Origin of the sequence: Salibacterium salarium (assembly GCF_030813635.1) — a bacterium.
Taxonomy (GTDB): domain Bacteria; phylum Bacillota; class Bacilli; order Bacillales; family Marinococcaceae; genus Salibacterium; species Salibacterium salarium.
The window spans coordinates 1-16,214 of sequence record NZ_JAUSUM010000006.1; the positions used below are offsets into that span (position 1 = coordinate 1).

Consider the following 16,214-nt stretch of genomic DNA (forward strand, 5'->3'; position numbering starts at 1 on the left):
CTCTTTAGCGCCGATGATAATGAAGGGGCAACCCTTTGTGAAAGTAGGACGTCGCCAGGCCATACCAAAAAGGTTGTCAGATATATCATCTGGCAGCTTTTTTTTATAGGATAAGAAAATTTAAAAGGTGGCGTTGGTTGTATTGCATCGTTCATCTCTAGCTGGAGTCGAAGGCAGGGTCTTCTCTAGTCGCGAAGTGAAATTTTATTTTTCTCCATTTCTAATACTATACCTTCCACTTTTGACTAAAAGACATAGAATATAGTAATTCATCTATATCGAGTTGTCTATGAATACAAGGATGATTTTAGGGAAAAATAAGATTCATAGGAGGTGTGTACGTATGAAAAACAGCGAATGGATGGAACGTTGTGTTCTATGTGAAAGCTATGAAACACGAGGGATTCATATTTTGGAATCTTTCTTATGTCATCAGTGTGAAAGAGCTATTGTTCGTTTAGAACCTGAGGACCCGGCTTATAAAGAAACCATTCAAAAATTAAGGAAAATAAAGGCTTCTGCATTGTTATCATAGAAATGGAGAATTGCAAGAATGAGTAGAGTGCGTCATAATTTCAAGTAAAGAATGATGATTCATAGTAAATGAGGGATCACTTGATGAATCAACGTGTTCTGCCTATTGTGGAGGCTTTACAACGACATAATGACAAACGTCCGGTTTCTTTTCACGTACCTGGTCATAAAAATGGATCGGCTATGCCTAGTGCAGGAAAAGAATTTTTTTCTTCCTTGTTGGATTTTGATCAAACGGAACTTTCAGGGTTAGATGATTTACATGAGCCCGATGGTGTCATTGCTGCTGCCCAGAAACTTGCGTCACAAGTGTATGATAGTGCTCATACATTTTTTCTTGTTGGTGGGTCTACTGCTGGGAATCTGGCTATGTTGCTAGCTGCTTTTCAACAAGACGACGTGGTGTTGGTGCAGCGTGATACCCATAAGTCCATTATTAATGGTCTTCGCCTTGCCGGGGTGAAGCCTGTGTTTTTATATCCGGAGTATGATGAAGCTTCTCTTTTATCACTAGGTGTGTCTTTTCAAACGGTAGAAGCTGCATATCAGTCCTATCCTTCTGCCCGTGGACTTATATTAACATCGCCAAGTTATTATGGTTGGACTCCTGCGCTTCGACTTTTGATTGAACATGTTCATGACAGAGGGGGAGTTGTCCTTGTCGACGAAGCGCACGGAGCTCACTTTCGAGCGGGATCCATTTTTCCGGATTCGGCGTTAACACAAGGAGCGGACGTGGTTGTTCAATCAGCCCATAAGACACTACCAGCCTTAACGATGACAGGCTTCCTACATATTGGACATTCAAGCAAAGTTAGTGTCCAAGCCTTGCAAGAGGCGATTGCTATGGTCCAATCCAGCAGTCCTTCCTACCCTCTCATGGCTTCTTTGGACGTTGCGAGACAATATTTGTTTGAGTTGATGCAACGAGAGGATGATGAAATCGCTGCGCATCTGTCCGAACAGAAACGAAACATTTTAAACGCTTCTTCTAAATTGAGAGAAGCTGTTGTTCCGGAGGGAATAACACAAGACCCGCTGAAATGTATTGTACAAGTTCCTGACGGATACAGCGGTTGGATGCTGCAACGTTATTTGGAAGAAAAATATATTTTTACGGAACTAGCTGACCACCGGCATGTCCTTTTCTTTCTGTCTTTTGAAGAGGTACCCGAGTGGACATATGATTATATTGGTGAAGCGGTAAAACAGATGATGGAGCAGGAGGTAATAGACGATTGTTACAGGCCTCCACTGCTTCCTCCGTCTTTTGGTATTCAACCGATACATGATAATATTTCACGAAGAGAAGGTGAACAACAACAGGAACTTGTAGAAGAGTCTTATGGAGAAAAAGCAGGAGCAGATTTGATTCCTTATCCTCCGGGAATCCCGCTCTTTTTAAAAGGAGAAACATTAATAGGGGAGCGTTATACGTATTTGCGTCAATGGCTAGCAGAAGGTGGTGCCATTCACGGTGGTGTGAAAGATAAAAAGGGAAATTGGTATATAAGTATATGGAAGAAGGATGGGGAAACATGACCGAAAAGGGAGTTTTTATTACATTTGAAGGATGCGAAGGTGCGGGAAAGACAACCGTACTTGAGCATGTGTATGCGAGCCTTGAAGAGGATGGCCGCAAAATTATGAAAACAAGGGAACCGGGGGGCATTGATATAGCTGAAAAAATACGTTCCATTATATTAGACCCGGAGCATACAATGATGGAACGACGAACGGAAGCCCTTTTGTATGCTGCTGCTAGAAGACAACATCTTGTTGAAAAAGTAATACCTGCACTGAAAAAAGGATATATTGTTCTTTGTGACCGATTTATTGACAGCAGCTTAGCTTATCAAGGAGCAGCGCGTGGCATTGGAATGGAAGAAGTATTATCTATGAATCAATTTGCGATTGAAGATCATTTTCCTGATGCGACAATCTATTTGGATATCACGCCAGACAAGGGTCTTACTCGTATTCGAGAAAATAAAAAACGAGAGTTTAACAGGCTCGATCAGGAAGCCATTAATTTTCATAAGGAAGTGTATGAGGCCTATCAGACATTATTAGAACGTTTTCCCGATCGGATTCACAAAATAGAGGCGGACATGCCAGTAGAAGATGTCGTTCAAGAAACAAAAAATCATATTTTGTCAGTACTGAATCGATAAAATAAGAGTGATATTTCCGATTTCATTTTCGTTTCATATAAAGTAATATAAAAGAAAAGAAAGATCGTTATAAGGATTTAAAAGAAAGAGGTGTTCCGATGAAGTTAATTGTAGCCGTTGTACAAGACAAGGACAGCAATAGACTATCTAACGCACTGGTGGAGCAGGATTATCGTGCAACAAAGCTTGCTAGTACGGGGGGCTTTTTAAGAGCTGGGAATACAACGTTTCTTATTGGTGTAGAAGACAATCACGTTCAGTCTGTATTAGACATTATACAAGATAACTGTAAAACCCGTGATCAACTGGTTGCCCCGGTATCCCCGATGGGTGGGAATGCAGATTCTTATGTTCCGTACCCAGTAGAGGTTCAAGTTGGCGGAGCAACCGTGTTTATTATGCAAGTAGAACAGTTTGAACAGTTTTAACGAAGAGGGATAGCGATGGATTGGAATGAGATGCAGGTCCAACAGCCGACAGTTATGAATATGCTCAAACGAAGCATAGAAAAAGATAGACTGGCTCATGCCTATATTTTTGAAGGGATGAGAGGGGCAGGTAAAAAGGCAGTAGCTATGCTGATGGCCCAAAGTCTTTACTGCCCCTATAAACAAGACGCAGCTCCTTGTGGTTCGTGCAGTGAATGCCGCAGAGTTGAACATGGCAATCATCCGGACGTGATGCTGTTGGAACCAGAAGGAGCTTCCATCAAAAAAGCTCAAGTAGAGGCTCTTCAAAAAGAGTTAACGTACAAAGGTATGGAAACGGAAGTCAAAATATATATTGTAAATGATGCCGATAAAATGACGGCAAGTGCTGCAAACAGTCTCCTTAAATTTTTGGAAGAACCGGAAAGTCCCACTTTAGCCCTTCTTCTAACAGAGAATGTCCATTTTATGCTTGATACTATCATTTCACGGTCTCAAAAGATTTCGTTTGCGCCTCCTGAATTGGAAAGACGAATAGAAATGTTTGAGGCGCAGGGTTCTTCTAAAACAGCGGCAGCTCTTTTAGCAAAATTACCGGATGACGTTGGCGGCAATTATACGGGAGAGAACTCAGACTGGATTGTACAGGGGAGAGCTCTAGTGATACAATTAGTGGAAGAGGTTCACCATAGGCCTCAGCAGATGTTGTTAACATTACAGGAAAAGTGGCTCACCCATTTTAAAGATAGAGAAGAGCTGGACATCGGCTTGGATTTGCTGCTTTTCTGGTATCGCGACCTTTTGACAGTTAAATATGGACAGCAAAACCTTGCTTATCCCGATCTAACCGAAAGATTGGAACAGCAAGTTATCCTTATGTCAGAGACGGAGGTTGCAAAAAGGCTGCAGCTGATCCTTGATGCGAAACGCCGACTTCGCGCCAATGTAAATGCCCAGCTTCTCATGGAGCATTTACTGCTCCGTTTACAGGAGGGATCATAGTTTTGCATGAAGTGATAGGAGTTAGATTTAAGAAAGCTGGAAAAATATATTACTTTTCTCCAGGCAATTTGAATATAGAAAAAGAGGAATGGGTCGTTGTTGAAACGTCCCGCGGTTTAGAATTTGGGAAAGTAGTGCTGGACAAAAAACAAGTAGGCAAGGAAGATGTTGTTCTTCCGTTGAAAGAAGTTGTCCGCGTTGCTAATGAAAATGACAAATTGACGATTGCAGAGAATAAAGAGCTTTCCCAGAAAGCATATGAAGTATGCGAAGCCAAAATTGAAGAACATGATTTGGACATGAAGCTTGTCGATGCAGCATACACATTTGATCGCAATAAAGTGCTCTTTTATTTTACCGCGGAAGGCAGAATCGATTTCCGTAATTTGGTAAAAGACTTAGCATCAGTGTTTCGTACCCGTATAGAACTTCGGCAAATTGGTGTCCGTGATGAAGCAAAACTGCTCGGAGGTATCGGGCCTTGTGGACGCGTCCTGTGTTGCTCTACCTTCCTTGGAGATTTTGAGCCGGTTTCTATTAAAATGGCTAAAGATCAAAATTTATCCCTTAATCCAGCTAAAATATCGGGCTTGTGTGGTCGACTTATGTGCTGTTTAAAGTATGAAAACGACCACTATGAAACGGCTAAAAAAGAACTTCCTGATATTGGAGAACATATTACAACACCACAAGGCGAGGGTAAAGTAACAGGAATTAATATTTTAGAACGCCTTGTGCAAGTAGAACTCAGAGAAGTGTCAGATATGTTGGAATACAGTTTGGATGAATTAATGGATGAAGGATATATTGTGAGCTGAAGATAAGGGTGATTGAGGTGGAAGGAACGTGGAGAAGAAAGAAATATTCTCACAAGTCATTCATATGGAAGAGCGCATCGGTACCTTCCATGATGAGCTGGGAGAGCTAAAAGAACAACTGGCTATGCTCATCGAAGAGAATCATGCGTTAGCGATGGAGAATCAACATTTACGAGAACTTTTGGACGAAAAAGACACCTCGGAACAATCAAATGAAACAGAATCTTCCCAAGATAAGGCAACTGTAGGGGAAGGACATGATAATCTAGCCCGCTTGTACCATGAAGGATTTCATATTTGCAATATGCATTATGGCAGCTTGAGAGCAGAGGGAGATTGCTTGTTTTGCCTTTCTTTTCTTAACCAGAAATAAATGATAACGGAGCTGCTCCTGTTTACAAGGGGCAGCCTCTTTTGTATTATTATTGTGCTGACGACTAAAGAATGAATAACATAATAAAGCATGGTGAAAATAATGACGACATTGTTTGAAGGAGAGAGATTTGATTTCATTTCAAGCGGCTTACATATTATCCAAAGCCAACATGTCTTTTCGTTTACGATAGATGCTGTTCTTCTTGCAAGATTTGCATACGTTCCAATAACAAAGGGTTCTATCATTGATTTATGCAGCGGAAATGGGGTTATTCCGCTTGTTCTTTCAACTAGAAGCGAGGTTTCGATGACGGGAGTCGAAATTCAGTCTAAGCTTGTCGATATGGCGCGCCGAAGCGCTCAATATAATCAATTGCAAACACAGCTTTCTTTTATTGAAGCCGATGTGCGTGAAAAAAAGTTAGTAAATAAAACAGGAGAAGCAGACTTGGTCACTTGCAATCCTCCTTACTTTGCAACCGCTATGGATAAGGATCAAAATACAAATCCATCTTTTACTGCTGCTCGTCATGAAAAATACGGGACATTAGATGACATTATCCAAGCAGCGTCGAAATTGGTGAAGCAAAAGGGAAAATTGGCGATGGTACATCGTCCAGAACGACTGCCGGAACTCATAGAAACATTTCGAAAGTATCGTATCGAGCCAAAACGCATGAAATGTATTTTTCCAAAAGCGGATAAAGATGCTAATATTCTTCTTATAGAAGGAATAAAAGAGGGAAAGCCGGGAATGACTTGTCTTCCCCCACTAACCGTGTACTCAGAAAATGGCACCTATACAGAGGAGTTTAAAACATATTATGAAGGAACCTGATCATTATGTGTATATACTAGAATGTGGTGATGGTACGTATTACACGGGCTACACAACTAATGTAGAACAGCGGATACAAATGCATAAAAGTGGAAAAGGTGCTAAGTATACAAGAGGACGAGGTCCGTTACGGCTAGTGTATAAACAACGATTTCCAACAAAAAGGGAAGCAATGCAGGTAGAATATGACATGAAAAAAATGAAACGCAAAGATAAGCAGGCATTGCTTCAAAAGGTAATGGAGGATAATCCATGATACATCAACAAAGCTTTCGAACTGAAGAAGAGGCAGCATTATATCTCGTGCCCACTCCTATAGGAAACTTGGAGGATATGACGTTTCGAGCAATACGTATAATGGAAGAAGTCGATATTATATTTGCAGAAGATACAAGACAAACGCGAAAGCTTTGCTCGCACTTTGAGATTTCTACAGACTTGGACAGCTATCATGAGCATAATAAGGATAATAAAGGAAGTAAAATTATATCTTTATTAACAGAAGGAAAAAAAGTCGCATTGGTCAGCGACGCAGGCACCCCACTTGTTTCAGATCCTGGCAAGGAAATTGTGGAACAAGCGCAGCAAGAAGGTATTTCTGTCATTTCTCTTCCAGGTGCTAACGCCGCTGTGACAGCTCTTACCGCTTCAGGATTTGGAGGCGGTCCTTTTTACTTTTATGGATTCTTACCTCGGAAAAAGAAAGATAGAGAAGCAGAAATAAACGATCTTTCTTACGTGAAAGCACCTTTGATTTTCTATGAATCCCCTCATCGTTTAAAGGAAATGGTCAGTCACTTAGAAGAAAAATGGAAAAATAGAAAAGTGGTGCTGGCTAGAGAAATCACAAAAAAATTCGAGGAACTGGTACGAGGCACGATTGCTGAATTAAAAGATTATCTTGAAGAGCAAAATGTAAAAGGGGAATGTTGTGTGATTGTTGAAGGAGCGGACCCTGAAGAAAAAAGACCGGAAGATAGTTGGTGGGAAGAAATAGATATTTTGACCCATGTTCAACTTCACATGGAAAAGGATATGTCTTCAAAAGAAGCCATTAAAGAGACAGCGAAAGAACGCGGGCTCCCAAAGAGAGAGGTTTACGCAGCTTTTCACGATTTATCATAGAACGAAGAGGCAGAGTTGCGCGGACATTTATTCCCTTATTTTTCTCATTTCTCTCATTTTCCGTCTTTGTCGGGACATTTGTTCCTTTATTTCTTTGAAATCTCGACAATTTCACTTTCTCCACGGCCATTAGCGGAACGGATGTCCGCGCGCCCTTCCATTAATCCTTTTTCACTCCCAATAACGGAACCAATGTCTGTTCCCGTCCTCCATAAAGAGGTTGGGGCAAAACTAGCAACCAAAAAGAGATTCCGATCATCAAACGATAATCGGAATCTCTTTTTATTATTTCGGGAGCCCCATTGTTATTTATTACTTGCTATTGTCGACATAGCTTTGAAGCTCTTTGATTACATTTTCTGCGCCTTCTGGGGATAGAATAATCTTACCATCTGCCAGTGAAATATTCTCATCTGATACTTCACCGGTGACCTGACAGGTCATATTAGGCTTGTACTTTTTAAGAACGATGCGGTCGTCATCGACATAAATTTCAAGCGCATCTTTTTCAGCAATATCTAGAGTTCTGCGGAGCTCAATCGGGATAACAACCCGGCCCAGCTCGTCTACTTTTCTTACAATTCCAGTTGATTTCATTTAAAGTTCCTCCTCGAAAATGTTATGCACGTCATCATTCGACATTTTTCTATCTTTATAAACTAAGAATACCAATCTTTCCAAAACACGTCAATTACTTTGCAATAAAAACCTCATAAACTTTGAAAATTTTTACTATATTAATTAAATAGTTGTTATAACGGTAATTAAGTAAAAATTTTTAGTAAGGTATAAGGTGATTTCCTCTGTTTATTATACATTTAGTTTGCAGATAAAACAAAATTATATAACAAAATTCGACAAAATATTTATGTTAATGTCGAAAAATGCATACGTATTGGTTGCCAAACCTTATCCATGCGTGTCTATCTTGACACATCAAATCCGCTTCGTTATAGTCTTAATGAGAAGGAAACGGATAAAACATGATATTTTTTCTGATGAAGGGATAAGTAAAGGGGAAAACTGTCACAGAGAGCCGGAGGGTAGCTGGAAACCGGTACAGGGAAGAACTCTTGAATATGGTCCCGGGAGGAATTCTTTTCGAGCCGTTCGTTGTAAGGGAAGAACGTATTTCTGCGTTAAAGAGGACGTTGATTCACTTTCCCCTGTAAAGGAAATAGTGAATGAACGCGCTAAGCTCCATTATTGTAAAAAATGGAGAAATTTGGGTGGTACCACGTGAGTCAGGCTCTCGTCCCTTTCGAGGACGGGAGTCTTTTTTGTGAGGTAAGAAAGTATAAAATGTGGCGTTTTTGGGATCCAGCTTCAGCGCCCAGCCGCTCGGGGTTTCTTCCCGTGCGACTCCGGGCAGCAGGCTGCCCTTCGCGCCCGGTCCAGAACCTGTCGCGGCTCCCCAGGGCGCTTGCGCTTTTCTTATGAATAAAAAAGGAGGATGAAACATGGCAGAACCAAAAGATAGTTTTTATATTACAACCCCGATATATTATCCTAGTGATAAGTTACACATTGGTCATGCTTATACAACAGTAGCAGGAGATGCAATGGCGAGATACAAACGTCTGCGCGGGTATGATGTAAGATACTTAACAGGAACGGATGAGCACGGCCAAAAGATTGAGCGAAAAGCAGAAGACAAAGGTGTCTCACCGCAGCAGTTTGTGGATGACATTGTGGCAGGCATTAAAAATTTGTGGGACAAGCTTGATATTTCTTATGATGACTTTATTCGTACGACAGAAGATAGACATAAAAAAGTCGTTCAGCAAATTTTTGAAACCCTCAAAAAGAACGGGGATATTTATTTAAGTGAGTATGAAGGTTGGTATTCTGTATCAGATGAATCTTTTTTTACAGAACTTCAACTTGAAGATCCCGTCTATGATGAAAGAGGAGTTATTGTAGGAGGATATAGTCCGGAAAGCGGTCATCCGGTGGAATGGGTGCGAGAGAAATCGTATTTCTTCCGAATGAGTAAATATGCAGACCGACTATTACAATTTTATGAAGACAATCCAGAGTTCATTCAACCCGAGTCACGTAAAAATGAAATGATCAACAACTTTATTAAACCAGGTTTGGAAGACCTTGCTGTTTCACGTACGGCGTTTGAATGGGGGATTCCGGTAGATAGTGATCCTGAACATGTTGTTTATGTCTGGATTGATGCGTTGTCTAACTATATTACAGCACTGGGATATGGCACAGAAGACGATGAAGATTTTAAAAACTACTGGCCGGCAGATGTACATTTAGTTGGTAAAGAAATTGTTCGTTTCCATACAATTTACTGGCCAATTATGTTGATGGCACTTGATCTACCTCTTCCTAATAAAGTTTTCGGACATGGCTGGTTGTTGATGAAAGACGGTAAAATGTCCAAATCAAAAGGAAACGTTGTTGATCCTGTACCGTTGATTAACCGCTATGGCTTGGATGCTCTTCGTTATTACTTGCTACGCGAAGTACCATTTGGGTCTGATGGCGTGTTTACTCCGGAAGGATTCGTGGAACGTTTGAACTACGATTTGGCAAATGATCTTGGTAACTTATTAAATCGCACCGTAGCGATGATAAACAAATACTTTGACGGGAAACTGCCTGCTTATTTAAAAGATGGCACTCCTTATGATGAGTCTCTGCTTGATACGGTTGAGGCCACTGTTGAAAAAGTAGAACATGCGATGGAAGATATGGAGTTTTCGGTTGCCTTAACAGCAATTTGGCAGTTGGTTAGCCGTACGAATAAGTATATTGACGAAACACAGCCATGGATGCTGGCAAAAGACGAAGCACAACAGGAGCAATTAGGAACGGTGCTCTACCATTTGGCAGAATCCTTGCGCTATATATCGATTATGATTCAGCCGTTTATGACAGAAACCCCAGCAAAAATCTGGCATCAACTCGGTATTCCTTCTGATTGCACGGAGTGGGAAACGATGAGAGAGTTTGGTCAACTGCCAGAAGGTACAAAACTAGTGAAAAAAGGCGAACCCATCTTCCCGCGTCTTGAAATGGAAGAGGAAGTTGCCAATATCATTCAAGATATGGGCGGTACGGTAAAAACAGAAGAGGATACGGAACAAGATGAGGAGGAAGAACAAGAACAGGAAATTTCAATCGATGATTTTGCAAGTGTGAAATTAAAAGTAGCAGAAGTGATTTCAGCAGAACCAGTGAAAAAAACGGATAAACTGTTAAAAATACAGCTTGATTTGGGGAATGAGAAGCGACAGGTTGTTTCTGGCATAGCAGAGCATTATGACCCTGCTGATTTAGAAGGTAGAAAGGTCATTTGTGTAACGAATTTAAAGCCGGTTAAACTAAGAGGAGAATTGTCTCAAGGAATGATTTTGGCAGCCTCTCAAGGAAAAGAGCTGACATTAGCGACAATCGATGAGAATCTTCCAAATGGTTCTGAAGTAAATTAATATATTTTGGAGAGTCTGGCCTGAAAGTTATATGAACTTTTAGGTCAGCCTTTATTTTCTCTAAAATTGATAGAAAAGGTGGAATGTCACTATGTTATTTGATACGCATGTACATTTAAATATTGATTCATTTGAAGAGGATTTAGAAGAAACGATTGCACGAGCGCAAGAAGCGGGTGTGGAATCGATGAATGTTGTGGGATTTGATCATGAAACAATAAAAAAAGCAATGCAGTTGGTGGAGGACTATGACTTTCTATATGCGTCGATAGGTTGGCATCCTGTAGATGCTGTGGATATGACGGATAATGACTTAAAATGGATAGAAGAACTTTCTGCTCATCCAAAAGTTGTAGCAATTGGCGAAACAGGACTTGATTATCATTGGGACAAGTCTCCAAAAGAAGTACAAAAAGAAGCATTTCGCAAACAAATTCATTTGGCGAAGAAGGTAAATCTTCCTATTATCATTCATGATCGGGAAGCTCATCAAGATATTGTAGATATTTTAAAAGAAGAGAATGCTTCAGAAACGGGTGGAATCATGCACTGTTTTGGAGGAGACATGGAGATCGCTAGACAGTGCCTTGATATGAATTTTCACATTTCATTTGGAGGCCCCGTTACGTTTAAAAATGCAAAACTCCCAAAAGAAGTAGCCAAAGAAATTCCAATGGATCGATTGTTGGTAGAAACAGATTGTCCGTTTCTCGCCCCACATCCTAATCGAGGAAAAAGAAACGAGCCTGCTTATGTAAAACTGGTGGCTGAAAAAGTGGCAGAGCTAAAAGAAATGTCGCTCGAAGAACTTGCTGAACAGACAACCAGAAACGCAAAAAAACTTTTCCATATAAGTTGACGGGATTCTCTGTAATTTTTTATCTAACCGTGTCGTTGCAACGGTTCTTTCGAATATCTTCTATACATCTCAACCTTTTCATAACATTCGTTGTCGATGGAATGGTGTTTTCTTTTTGCCGTTTTTCTTAAATAATAGAAGACAATGGCATTAAAATGAATTGGTTGACAAGGAAGGAGGAAGTGTCTATAATTTCTTGCTTGTAGAGGAGGATTAGATTATGGTTTCTAAATGGAATGATCTTTTTTCGGGTTTAAAGCCGGGAAAAAGCATGATTCTGGTCTTTTCCGTACTTCTTCTAACAGCGGCTGGTCTTTTCTATGCTGTCTACGAAACGACTAAAGCCACTGTAACGATTGAAATCGATGAAGAAGAGAAAGTCACCGTTGCAACACATGCTAAAACGGTAGATGAATTACTGAAAGAACAGAATTTTAACGTAGCAGAAGAGGATGAATTAAGCTCTTCTTTGCAAGAACCCATTGTCGGAAATATGAAGCTTGAGTGGAACAAGGCCAAACAAATAACGGTCTCCGAAGACGGGGAAGAACAAGACATTTGGACCACAGCTGCGACAGTGGAGGAAGTAATGGACAACCAGGACATCAAAGTTAGCAATCATGACTATATAAATAAAGAACTTGATGAATCAATTGAAGAAGGAATGCATGTGACTTATGAATCTGCTTTTCCTGTTACTGTGAAGGATGAGGATGGGGCAGAAGAAGTGATGACAACTTCAGCAAGTGTCTATGATTTACTGGAAGATGCTGATCGAGAGCTTGATGGGAACGATCGTGTTGAACCAGGAAAGGAAAAAATGATTACCGATGAAACGGAGATTCAAATTATTCGTGTCGAAGAGGTGACGGATGTCGTAGAAGAAGAAGTGGACTATGCGACAGTTACCCGCCGTGATGATTCCCTTGCTCAAGGTGCTGAAGAAGTAGTAGAAGACGGGGAAAAAGGTAAGGTTGAAAAGAAATACAACGTCGTTCTTGAAAATGGGGAAGAAGTATCCCGTGAACTTATAGACGAAACAGAAGTCAAAGAGAGTCGAGATCAAGTAGTGGCTGTTGGTCCAAGCGAACAAACAGCAACGGTTTCTCGTGGAGAAAGTCCGGGAGCAGCTGGTTCGAATGGAAGGACGATTTCAATGCATGCCACAGCCTACACGGCAGATTGCACAGGATGTTCTGGCGTGACAGCTACGGGGGTTAATTTAAATAACAGCCCCAATGCAAAAGTTGTAGCGGTTGATCCATCTGTCATTCCACTTGGTTCTAGAGTGTATGTGGAAGGTTATGGAGAAGCCACTGCCGCTGATACAGGCGGCGCTATAAATGGCAATAGAATTGATTTACATGTTTCATCAAAAGCGGAAGCGAACCGTTTTGGAAGACAAACCGTCGAAGTTACTGTATTGGAATAATATATATTTAATAATGAAGGGTGTGAATGCGGCGTTTACGAACCAACCGTATTCCACCCCTTTTCTTTATCATAGGAAAAGTAGTATAATAATGCGAGCTAAGAATGAAGATACATGGTTTGGTCGGGGAGGCCATTGATTCCTATGAATATACAAGAATGCATTGTCGTTGAAGGTAAAGATGATACAATGGCCGTTAAACGAGCGGTAGAAGCAGATACCATTGAAACAAACGGTTCAGCTATCGGAGAAGCGGTGTTGAAGCGGATTGCACTGGCGCAAGAAAGACGCGGAGTCATTATTTTTACGGATCCCGACGTGCCTGGCGAGCGAATTAGGCGAATTGTAAGCAGAGAAGTACCTGGATGTAAACACGCGTTTTTGACAAAAGAGGATGCGCTTTCGGATGCTCGTGATAACATCGGAATAGAAAACGCATCGCCGGAAGTTATTCAACGGGCGATACGGAGAGTTCGAGAGGAAGTGCCTGTTGATGTGATAAAGACAGAACGAGTCTCTCGACAAGACTTAGTAGATGCTGGAATGATGGCTGGCTCTCAGTCGAGAAGAAGACGAGAAAAAATGGGAGAACGGTTGAACATAGGTTATGCGAATGCTAAACAGTTTTTGAAGCGGCTCGACATGTTCAATATTCAGCGTGCTGAATTTGCCCGTGCTGCCGCCGAAGTATTGGAGGAGGAAGCGACTCGTGCCCAAAGAAATAGCAATGCCGAGCCGGACGAAGGAAATTCTTGATGAACATGGATTTTCTTTTAAAAAAAGTTTAGGCCAAAATTTCTTGATTGATATTAATATTCTAAATAAAATTGTCGATGCTGCCGTTTTGGATGATGAGGATGGCGTCATTGAAATCGGTCCCGGAATTGGCGGATTGACCGAACAATTTGCTAAGAAAGCGAAAAAGGTAGAAGCTTTTGAAATTGATGGGAGACTGATTCCGGTTTTGGAACAGACGCTTTCTCCGTACTCCAACATTACTATTCGCCATCAGGATGTCTTAAAAGCTGATGTAGAAGACGCGGTGAATAAACTGAGAGAGGACGTTCATCATATTACTGTAGCTGGTAATCTGCCTTATTATGTGACGACTCCTATTATTATGAAATTATTAGAAAAACGTCTTCCGTTTAATCAAATGATTTTCATGATGCAAAAAGAAGTAGCGGATCGAATCGCCGCCGCTCCTGATTCAAAAGATTACGGGTCATTATCGATAGCAGCCCAATATTACGCGTATCCAGAGAAGATGATGATTGTACCAAAAACGGTATTTGTGCCAAAACCTAATGTTGATTCTGCGGTTTTGCGTCTCAAATTGCGAGAAGCTCCACCTGTTCAAGTGAAGGATGAAACGTACTTTTTTCAAGTAGTAAAAGCTTCCTTTGCGCAGCGGAGAAAAACTATTTGGAATAACCTACAGCATAACTTATTAGGGAAAGAAAATAGAGATCTCCTGGCGGATGCACTAAAAAGAGCTGATATTGATCCGCAAAGGCGGGGAGAATCCATGTCTATGGAAGAATTTGCGACGATAAGCAACGAGCTTTTATCCAATCAGCCAGAATAATCACCGAGAAAACTGTCACAGTAATGTGGCAGTTTTTTAAATGTTGGCGTCCGCCGCTCGTAGGCCCACACGAGTGCCTTGCCGGATGTAGGTAAGTTTAGTGTTGTGCCGGAACGTCCCGTCTGTAGTGGATGCAAAATGAAGAGCGTGATTTGAATGGCGCGCGGCGGTTCGCTAGCAGAAGAGTAGAGAAGCAGCATGGACATTTAATCCGTTATTCGCATAAAAACCTTGCGATCTGCCCAATGAAACCGTCCGTCCACTACCGAATAAGAGAAGAGATCAAATATTCGTTATAAGAGGTTGTCGCAAGAAAAATCATTAAGCACCCACCTACAGCGTAAGCCATTCAGCAACTATCTAAGATTAAAAAGGATTCCTTGGGCACACTTCTTTTTTTAAAGAATAGGCTGACGAATGAAGGGGGAGAAGGACGTGGAATTAAAAGTTGGAGACCTTGTCACTCGATACTCCTATGATGGTGATATCGTTTTTCGGATTACGTCTATGAACCAAGGGACAGCAGAGTTAGCAGGAGAAGAACTTCGTTTAGCGGCGGATGCCCCATTAGATGACCTAAAGAAAGTGGAAGAAGAAGAACGAAAATCACATGAAAAAGACTTTAGGGAAAAACAAGAACGAAGTTATCGCCTATTTAGACAAGAGGCTCGTTTAATGAAAGAGCGCAATAATCACGAGGCGTCAGAAGGGTATAAAGAAGACGCCTCTTACTTTGAGATGCGAGGCCGTGTTCTTCATTTAGATGGAGATGCGTACTACCTGTCAAAATGCACAACCTTATACGAGCGTCTTGGTATTCCCGTGTATGGTGTACACATACCAGAAAAGGAAATGCCAAATCAAGTATCCTCTCTTATCGAAATGGTTCGTCCTGATATTCTTGTCATTACCGGTCATGATGCTTTTGTTCGAACAAGAGGTCAGGAAAATGAAATAAAATCGTATAAACATTCTAAAGTGTTTGGGCAAACAGTTCGAGAGGCCAGAAAAGTAGTTCCGCAACTCGATCAACTTATCATTTTTGCAGGAGCATGTCAGTCTTATTTTGAATGGCTTGTTAAAGCAGGCTCTAATTTTGCAAGTTCTCCAGAGCGTGTCAATATTCACGCACTTGATCCCGTTTATATTGCCGCCAAAATAAGTTTAACTCCCTTTATGGACAGAATTAATGTCGTGCAGTTGATTCGTCATACATTGACCGGAAAAGAAGGATTGGGTGGATTAGAAACGAAAGGTGTGCTGCGTATAGGATCACCTTGGAAAGAAGACAATCTTTCTAACGGAAAAGGTATAGATGACTGATAAAGGAAGTCTTTTTTCAAAATACTCCCGAACGAAAGAATAACCATTTCATTCGGGAGTATTTCTTATCTATCCAATAATTTAACATGGAAGAATAAAATAGAAATGTAAAGCGTATACTAACAAAAGGATGAGAAAAAATTACTTTTAAAGGATTTAAGATTTTAAGGTTGACAAGGAAAGCGATTAATTGGTAAAATTAAAAATTTATTTGACAAAGGGGCGGGGTATTGGTATAATAAATTAAGAGTGAGGTGGGTCTGAAA

Annotated in this window: 18 protein-coding genes and 1 other annotated feature; of the genes, 16 read left to right on the forward strand and 2 right to left on the reverse strand. The window is 40.9% G+C overall.

Translation table 11 applies throughout. The annotated features are described in order from the left end of the window. Positions 1-343 precede the first annotated feature (343 nt). The 10 genes from J2S78_RS16715 to rsmI all read left to right on the forward strand — a co-directional run bounded on the left by J2S78_RS16715 (position 344) and on the right by rsmI (position 7,294). Positions 344-535, forward strand: coding sequence for a sigma factor G inhibitor Gin (locus J2S78_RS16715; RefSeq protein WP_306900410.1), 192 nt, complete (start codon positions 344-346; stop codon positions 533-535). An 83-nt stretch (positions 536-618) separates the two neighbouring features. Next, positions 619-2,076: an aminotransferase class I/II-fold pyridoxal phosphate-dependent enzyme gene (locus J2S78_RS16720; protein WP_306900412.1), complete on the forward strand. Its 1,458-nt coding sequence runs from the start codon at positions 619-621 to the stop codon at positions 2,074-2,076. After that, positions 2,073-2,708 carry a dTMP kinase gene (tmk, locus tag J2S78_RS16725; protein WP_306900413.1) on the forward strand — a complete coding sequence of 212 codons (636 nt, stop codon included), beginning with the start codon at positions 2,073-2,075 and terminating at the stop codon, positions 2,706-2,708. Before J2S78_RS16720 ends, tmk begins: the two co-directional genes overlap by 4 nt. 98 nt (positions 2,709-2,806) lie before the next feature. Then, positions 2,807-3,136, forward strand: coding sequence for a cyclic di-AMP receptor DarA (darA, locus tag J2S78_RS16730; RefSeq protein ID WP_125563612.1), 330 nt, complete (start codon positions 2,807-2,809; stop codon positions 3,134-3,136). Between the two features lie 15 nt (positions 3,137-3,151). Next, entirely contained in the window at positions 3,152-4,138 is a 987-nt protein-coding gene (holB, locus tag J2S78_RS16735; RefSeq protein ID WP_306900415.1) for a DNA polymerase III subunit delta', read from the forward strand. Positions 4,139-4,140: 2 nt separating this feature from the next. Next, a complete protein-coding gene (locus J2S78_RS16740) occupies positions 4,141-4,956 on the forward strand; it encodes a PSP1 domain-containing protein (RefSeq protein WP_306900416.1) in 816 nt (271 codons plus the stop codon). A gap of 28 nt (positions 4,957-4,984) precedes the next feature. Further along, on the forward strand, positions 4,985-5,329 hold the full coding sequence (yabA, locus tag J2S78_RS16745) for a DNA replication initiation control protein YabA (RefSeq protein ID WP_125561332.1): 345 nt from the start codon (positions 4,985-4,987) through the stop codon (positions 5,327-5,329). Between the two features lie 102 nt (positions 5,330-5,431). After that, complete coding sequence (locus tag J2S78_RS16750; RefSeq protein WP_306900418.1) at positions 5,432-6,169, forward strand: tRNA1(Val) (adenine(37)-N6)-methyltransferase; 738 nt, start codon at positions 5,432-5,434, stop codon at positions 6,167-6,169. Then, on the forward strand, positions 6,156-6,425 hold the full coding sequence (locus J2S78_RS16755; protein WP_306900419.1) for a GIY-YIG nuclease family protein: 270 nt from the start codon (positions 6,156-6,158) through the stop codon (positions 6,423-6,425). The genes J2S78_RS16750 and J2S78_RS16755 overlap by 14 nt, the downstream gene beginning before the upstream one ends. Beyond that, positions 6,422-7,294, forward strand: a complete 873-nt coding sequence (rsmI, locus tag J2S78_RS16760; protein ID WP_306900421.1) for a 16S rRNA (cytidine(1402)-2'-O)-methyltransferase — start codon at positions 6,422-6,424, stop codon at positions 7,292-7,294. The genes J2S78_RS16755 and rsmI overlap by 4 nt, the downstream gene beginning before the upstream one ends. A gap of 86 nt (positions 7,295-7,380) precedes the next feature. On the opposite strand, the gene J2S78_RS16765 is transcribed toward rsmI, so the two are convergent. Together J2S78_RS16765 and abrB are read right to left on the reverse strand one after the other, a co-directional pair. Continuing rightward, the gene (locus J2S78_RS16765; protein ID WP_306900422.1) at positions 7,381-7,536 is read right to left on the reverse strand and encodes a hypothetical protein; all 156 of its coding nucleotides are present in this window, start codon (positions 7,534-7,536) and stop codon (positions 7,381-7,383) included. Between the two features lie 70 nt (positions 7,537-7,606). Then, positions 7,607-7,891: a transition state genes transcriptional regulator AbrB gene (abrB, locus tag J2S78_RS16770; protein WP_125561338.1), complete on the reverse strand. Its 285-nt coding sequence runs from the start codon at positions 7,889-7,891 to the stop codon at positions 7,607-7,609. Positions 7,892-8,283: 392 nt separating this feature from the next. Continuing rightward, positions 8,284-8,557: a binding site (T-box leader), on the forward strand. 197 nt (positions 8,558-8,754) lie between these two features. On the opposite strand from abrB, the gene metG reads away from it, so the two are divergent. The 6 genes from metG to yabG all read left to right on the forward strand — a co-directional run bounded on the left by metG (position 8,755) and on the right by yabG (position 15,948). After that, positions 8,755-10,746, forward strand: a complete 1,992-nt coding sequence (gene metG / locus J2S78_RS16775; RefSeq protein ID WP_306900423.1) for a methionine--tRNA ligase — start codon at positions 8,755-8,757, stop codon at positions 10,744-10,746. A 91-nt stretch (positions 10,747-10,837) separates the two neighbouring features. Then, positions 10,838-11,605, forward strand: coding sequence for a TatD family hydrolase (locus J2S78_RS16780; protein WP_306900424.1), 768 nt, complete (start codon positions 10,838-10,840; stop codon positions 11,603-11,605). 220 nt (positions 11,606-11,825) lie between these two features. Beyond that, positions 11,826-13,037, forward strand: a complete 1,212-nt coding sequence (locus J2S78_RS16785; protein ID WP_306900426.1) for a G5 and 3D domain-containing protein — start codon at positions 11,826-11,828, stop codon at positions 13,035-13,037. A gap of 144 nt (positions 13,038-13,181) precedes the next feature. Then, on the forward strand, positions 13,182-13,793 hold the full coding sequence (gene rnmV / locus J2S78_RS16790) for a ribonuclease M5 (RefSeq protein WP_306900428.1): 612 nt from the start codon (positions 13,182-13,184) through the stop codon (positions 13,791-13,793). Next, positions 13,747-14,625: a 16S rRNA (adenine(1518)-N(6)/adenine(1519)-N(6))-dimethyltransferase RsmA gene (rsmA, locus tag J2S78_RS16795; RefSeq protein ID WP_306900430.1), complete on the forward strand. Its 879-nt coding sequence runs from the start codon at positions 13,747-13,749 to the stop codon at positions 14,623-14,625. Before rnmV ends, rsmA begins: the two co-directional genes overlap by 47 nt. A 435-nt stretch (positions 14,626-15,060) precedes the next feature. Next, positions 15,061-15,948 carry a sporulation peptidase YabG gene (yabG, locus tag J2S78_RS16800; RefSeq protein WP_306900431.1) on the forward strand — a complete coding sequence of 296 codons (888 nt, stop codon included), beginning with the start codon at positions 15,061-15,063 and terminating at the stop codon, positions 15,946-15,948. Positions 15,949-16,214: the final 266 nt, after the last annotated feature.

Bases quoted from the DNA above. Each gene is read 5' to 3' on its own strand.
- J2S78_RS16715 (WP_306900410.1), top strand. From the start codon at position 344: ATGAAAAACAGCGAATGGATGGAACGTTGTGTTCTATGTGAAAGCTAT.
- J2S78_RS16720 (WP_306900412.1), top strand. From the start codon at position 619: ATGAATCAACGTGTTCTGCCTATTGTGGAGGCTTTACAACGACATAAT.
- tmk (WP_306900413.1), top strand. From the start codon at position 2,073: ATGACCGAAAAGGGAGTTTTTATTACATTTGAAGGATGCGAAGGTGCG.
- darA (WP_125563612.1), top strand. From the start codon at position 2,807: ATGAAGTTAATTGTAGCCGTTGTACAAGACAAGGACAGCAATAGACTA.
- holB (WP_306900415.1), top strand. From the start codon at position 3,152: ATGGATTGGAATGAGATGCAGGTCCAACAGCCGACAGTTATGAATATG.
- J2S78_RS16750 (WP_306900418.1), top strand. From the start codon at position 5,432: ATGACGACATTGTTTGAAGGAGAGAGATTTGATTTCATTTCAAGCGGC.
- J2S78_RS16755 (WP_306900419.1), top strand. From the start codon at position 6,156: ATGAAGGAACCTGATCATTATGTGTATATACTAGAATGTGGTGATGGT.
- rsmI (WP_306900421.1), top strand. From the start codon at position 6,422: ATGATACATCAACAAAGCTTTCGAACTGAAGAAGAGGCAGCATTATAT.
- abrB (WP_125561338.1), bottom strand. From the start codon at position 7,891: ATGAAATCAACTGGAATTGTAAGAAAAGTAGACGAGCTGGGCCGGGTT.
- metG (WP_306900423.1), top strand. From the start codon at position 8,755: ATGGCAGAACCAAAAGATAGTTTTTATATTACAACCCCGATATATTAT.
- J2S78_RS16780 (WP_306900424.1), top strand. From the start codon at position 10,838: ATGTTATTTGATACGCATGTACATTTAAATATTGATTCATTTGAAGAG.
- J2S78_RS16785 (WP_306900426.1), top strand. From the start codon at position 11,826: ATGGTTTCTAAATGGAATGATCTTTTTTCGGGTTTAAAGCCGGGAAAA.
- rnmV (WP_306900428.1), top strand. From the start codon at position 13,182: ATGAATATACAAGAATGCATTGTCGTTGAAGGTAAAGATGATACAATG.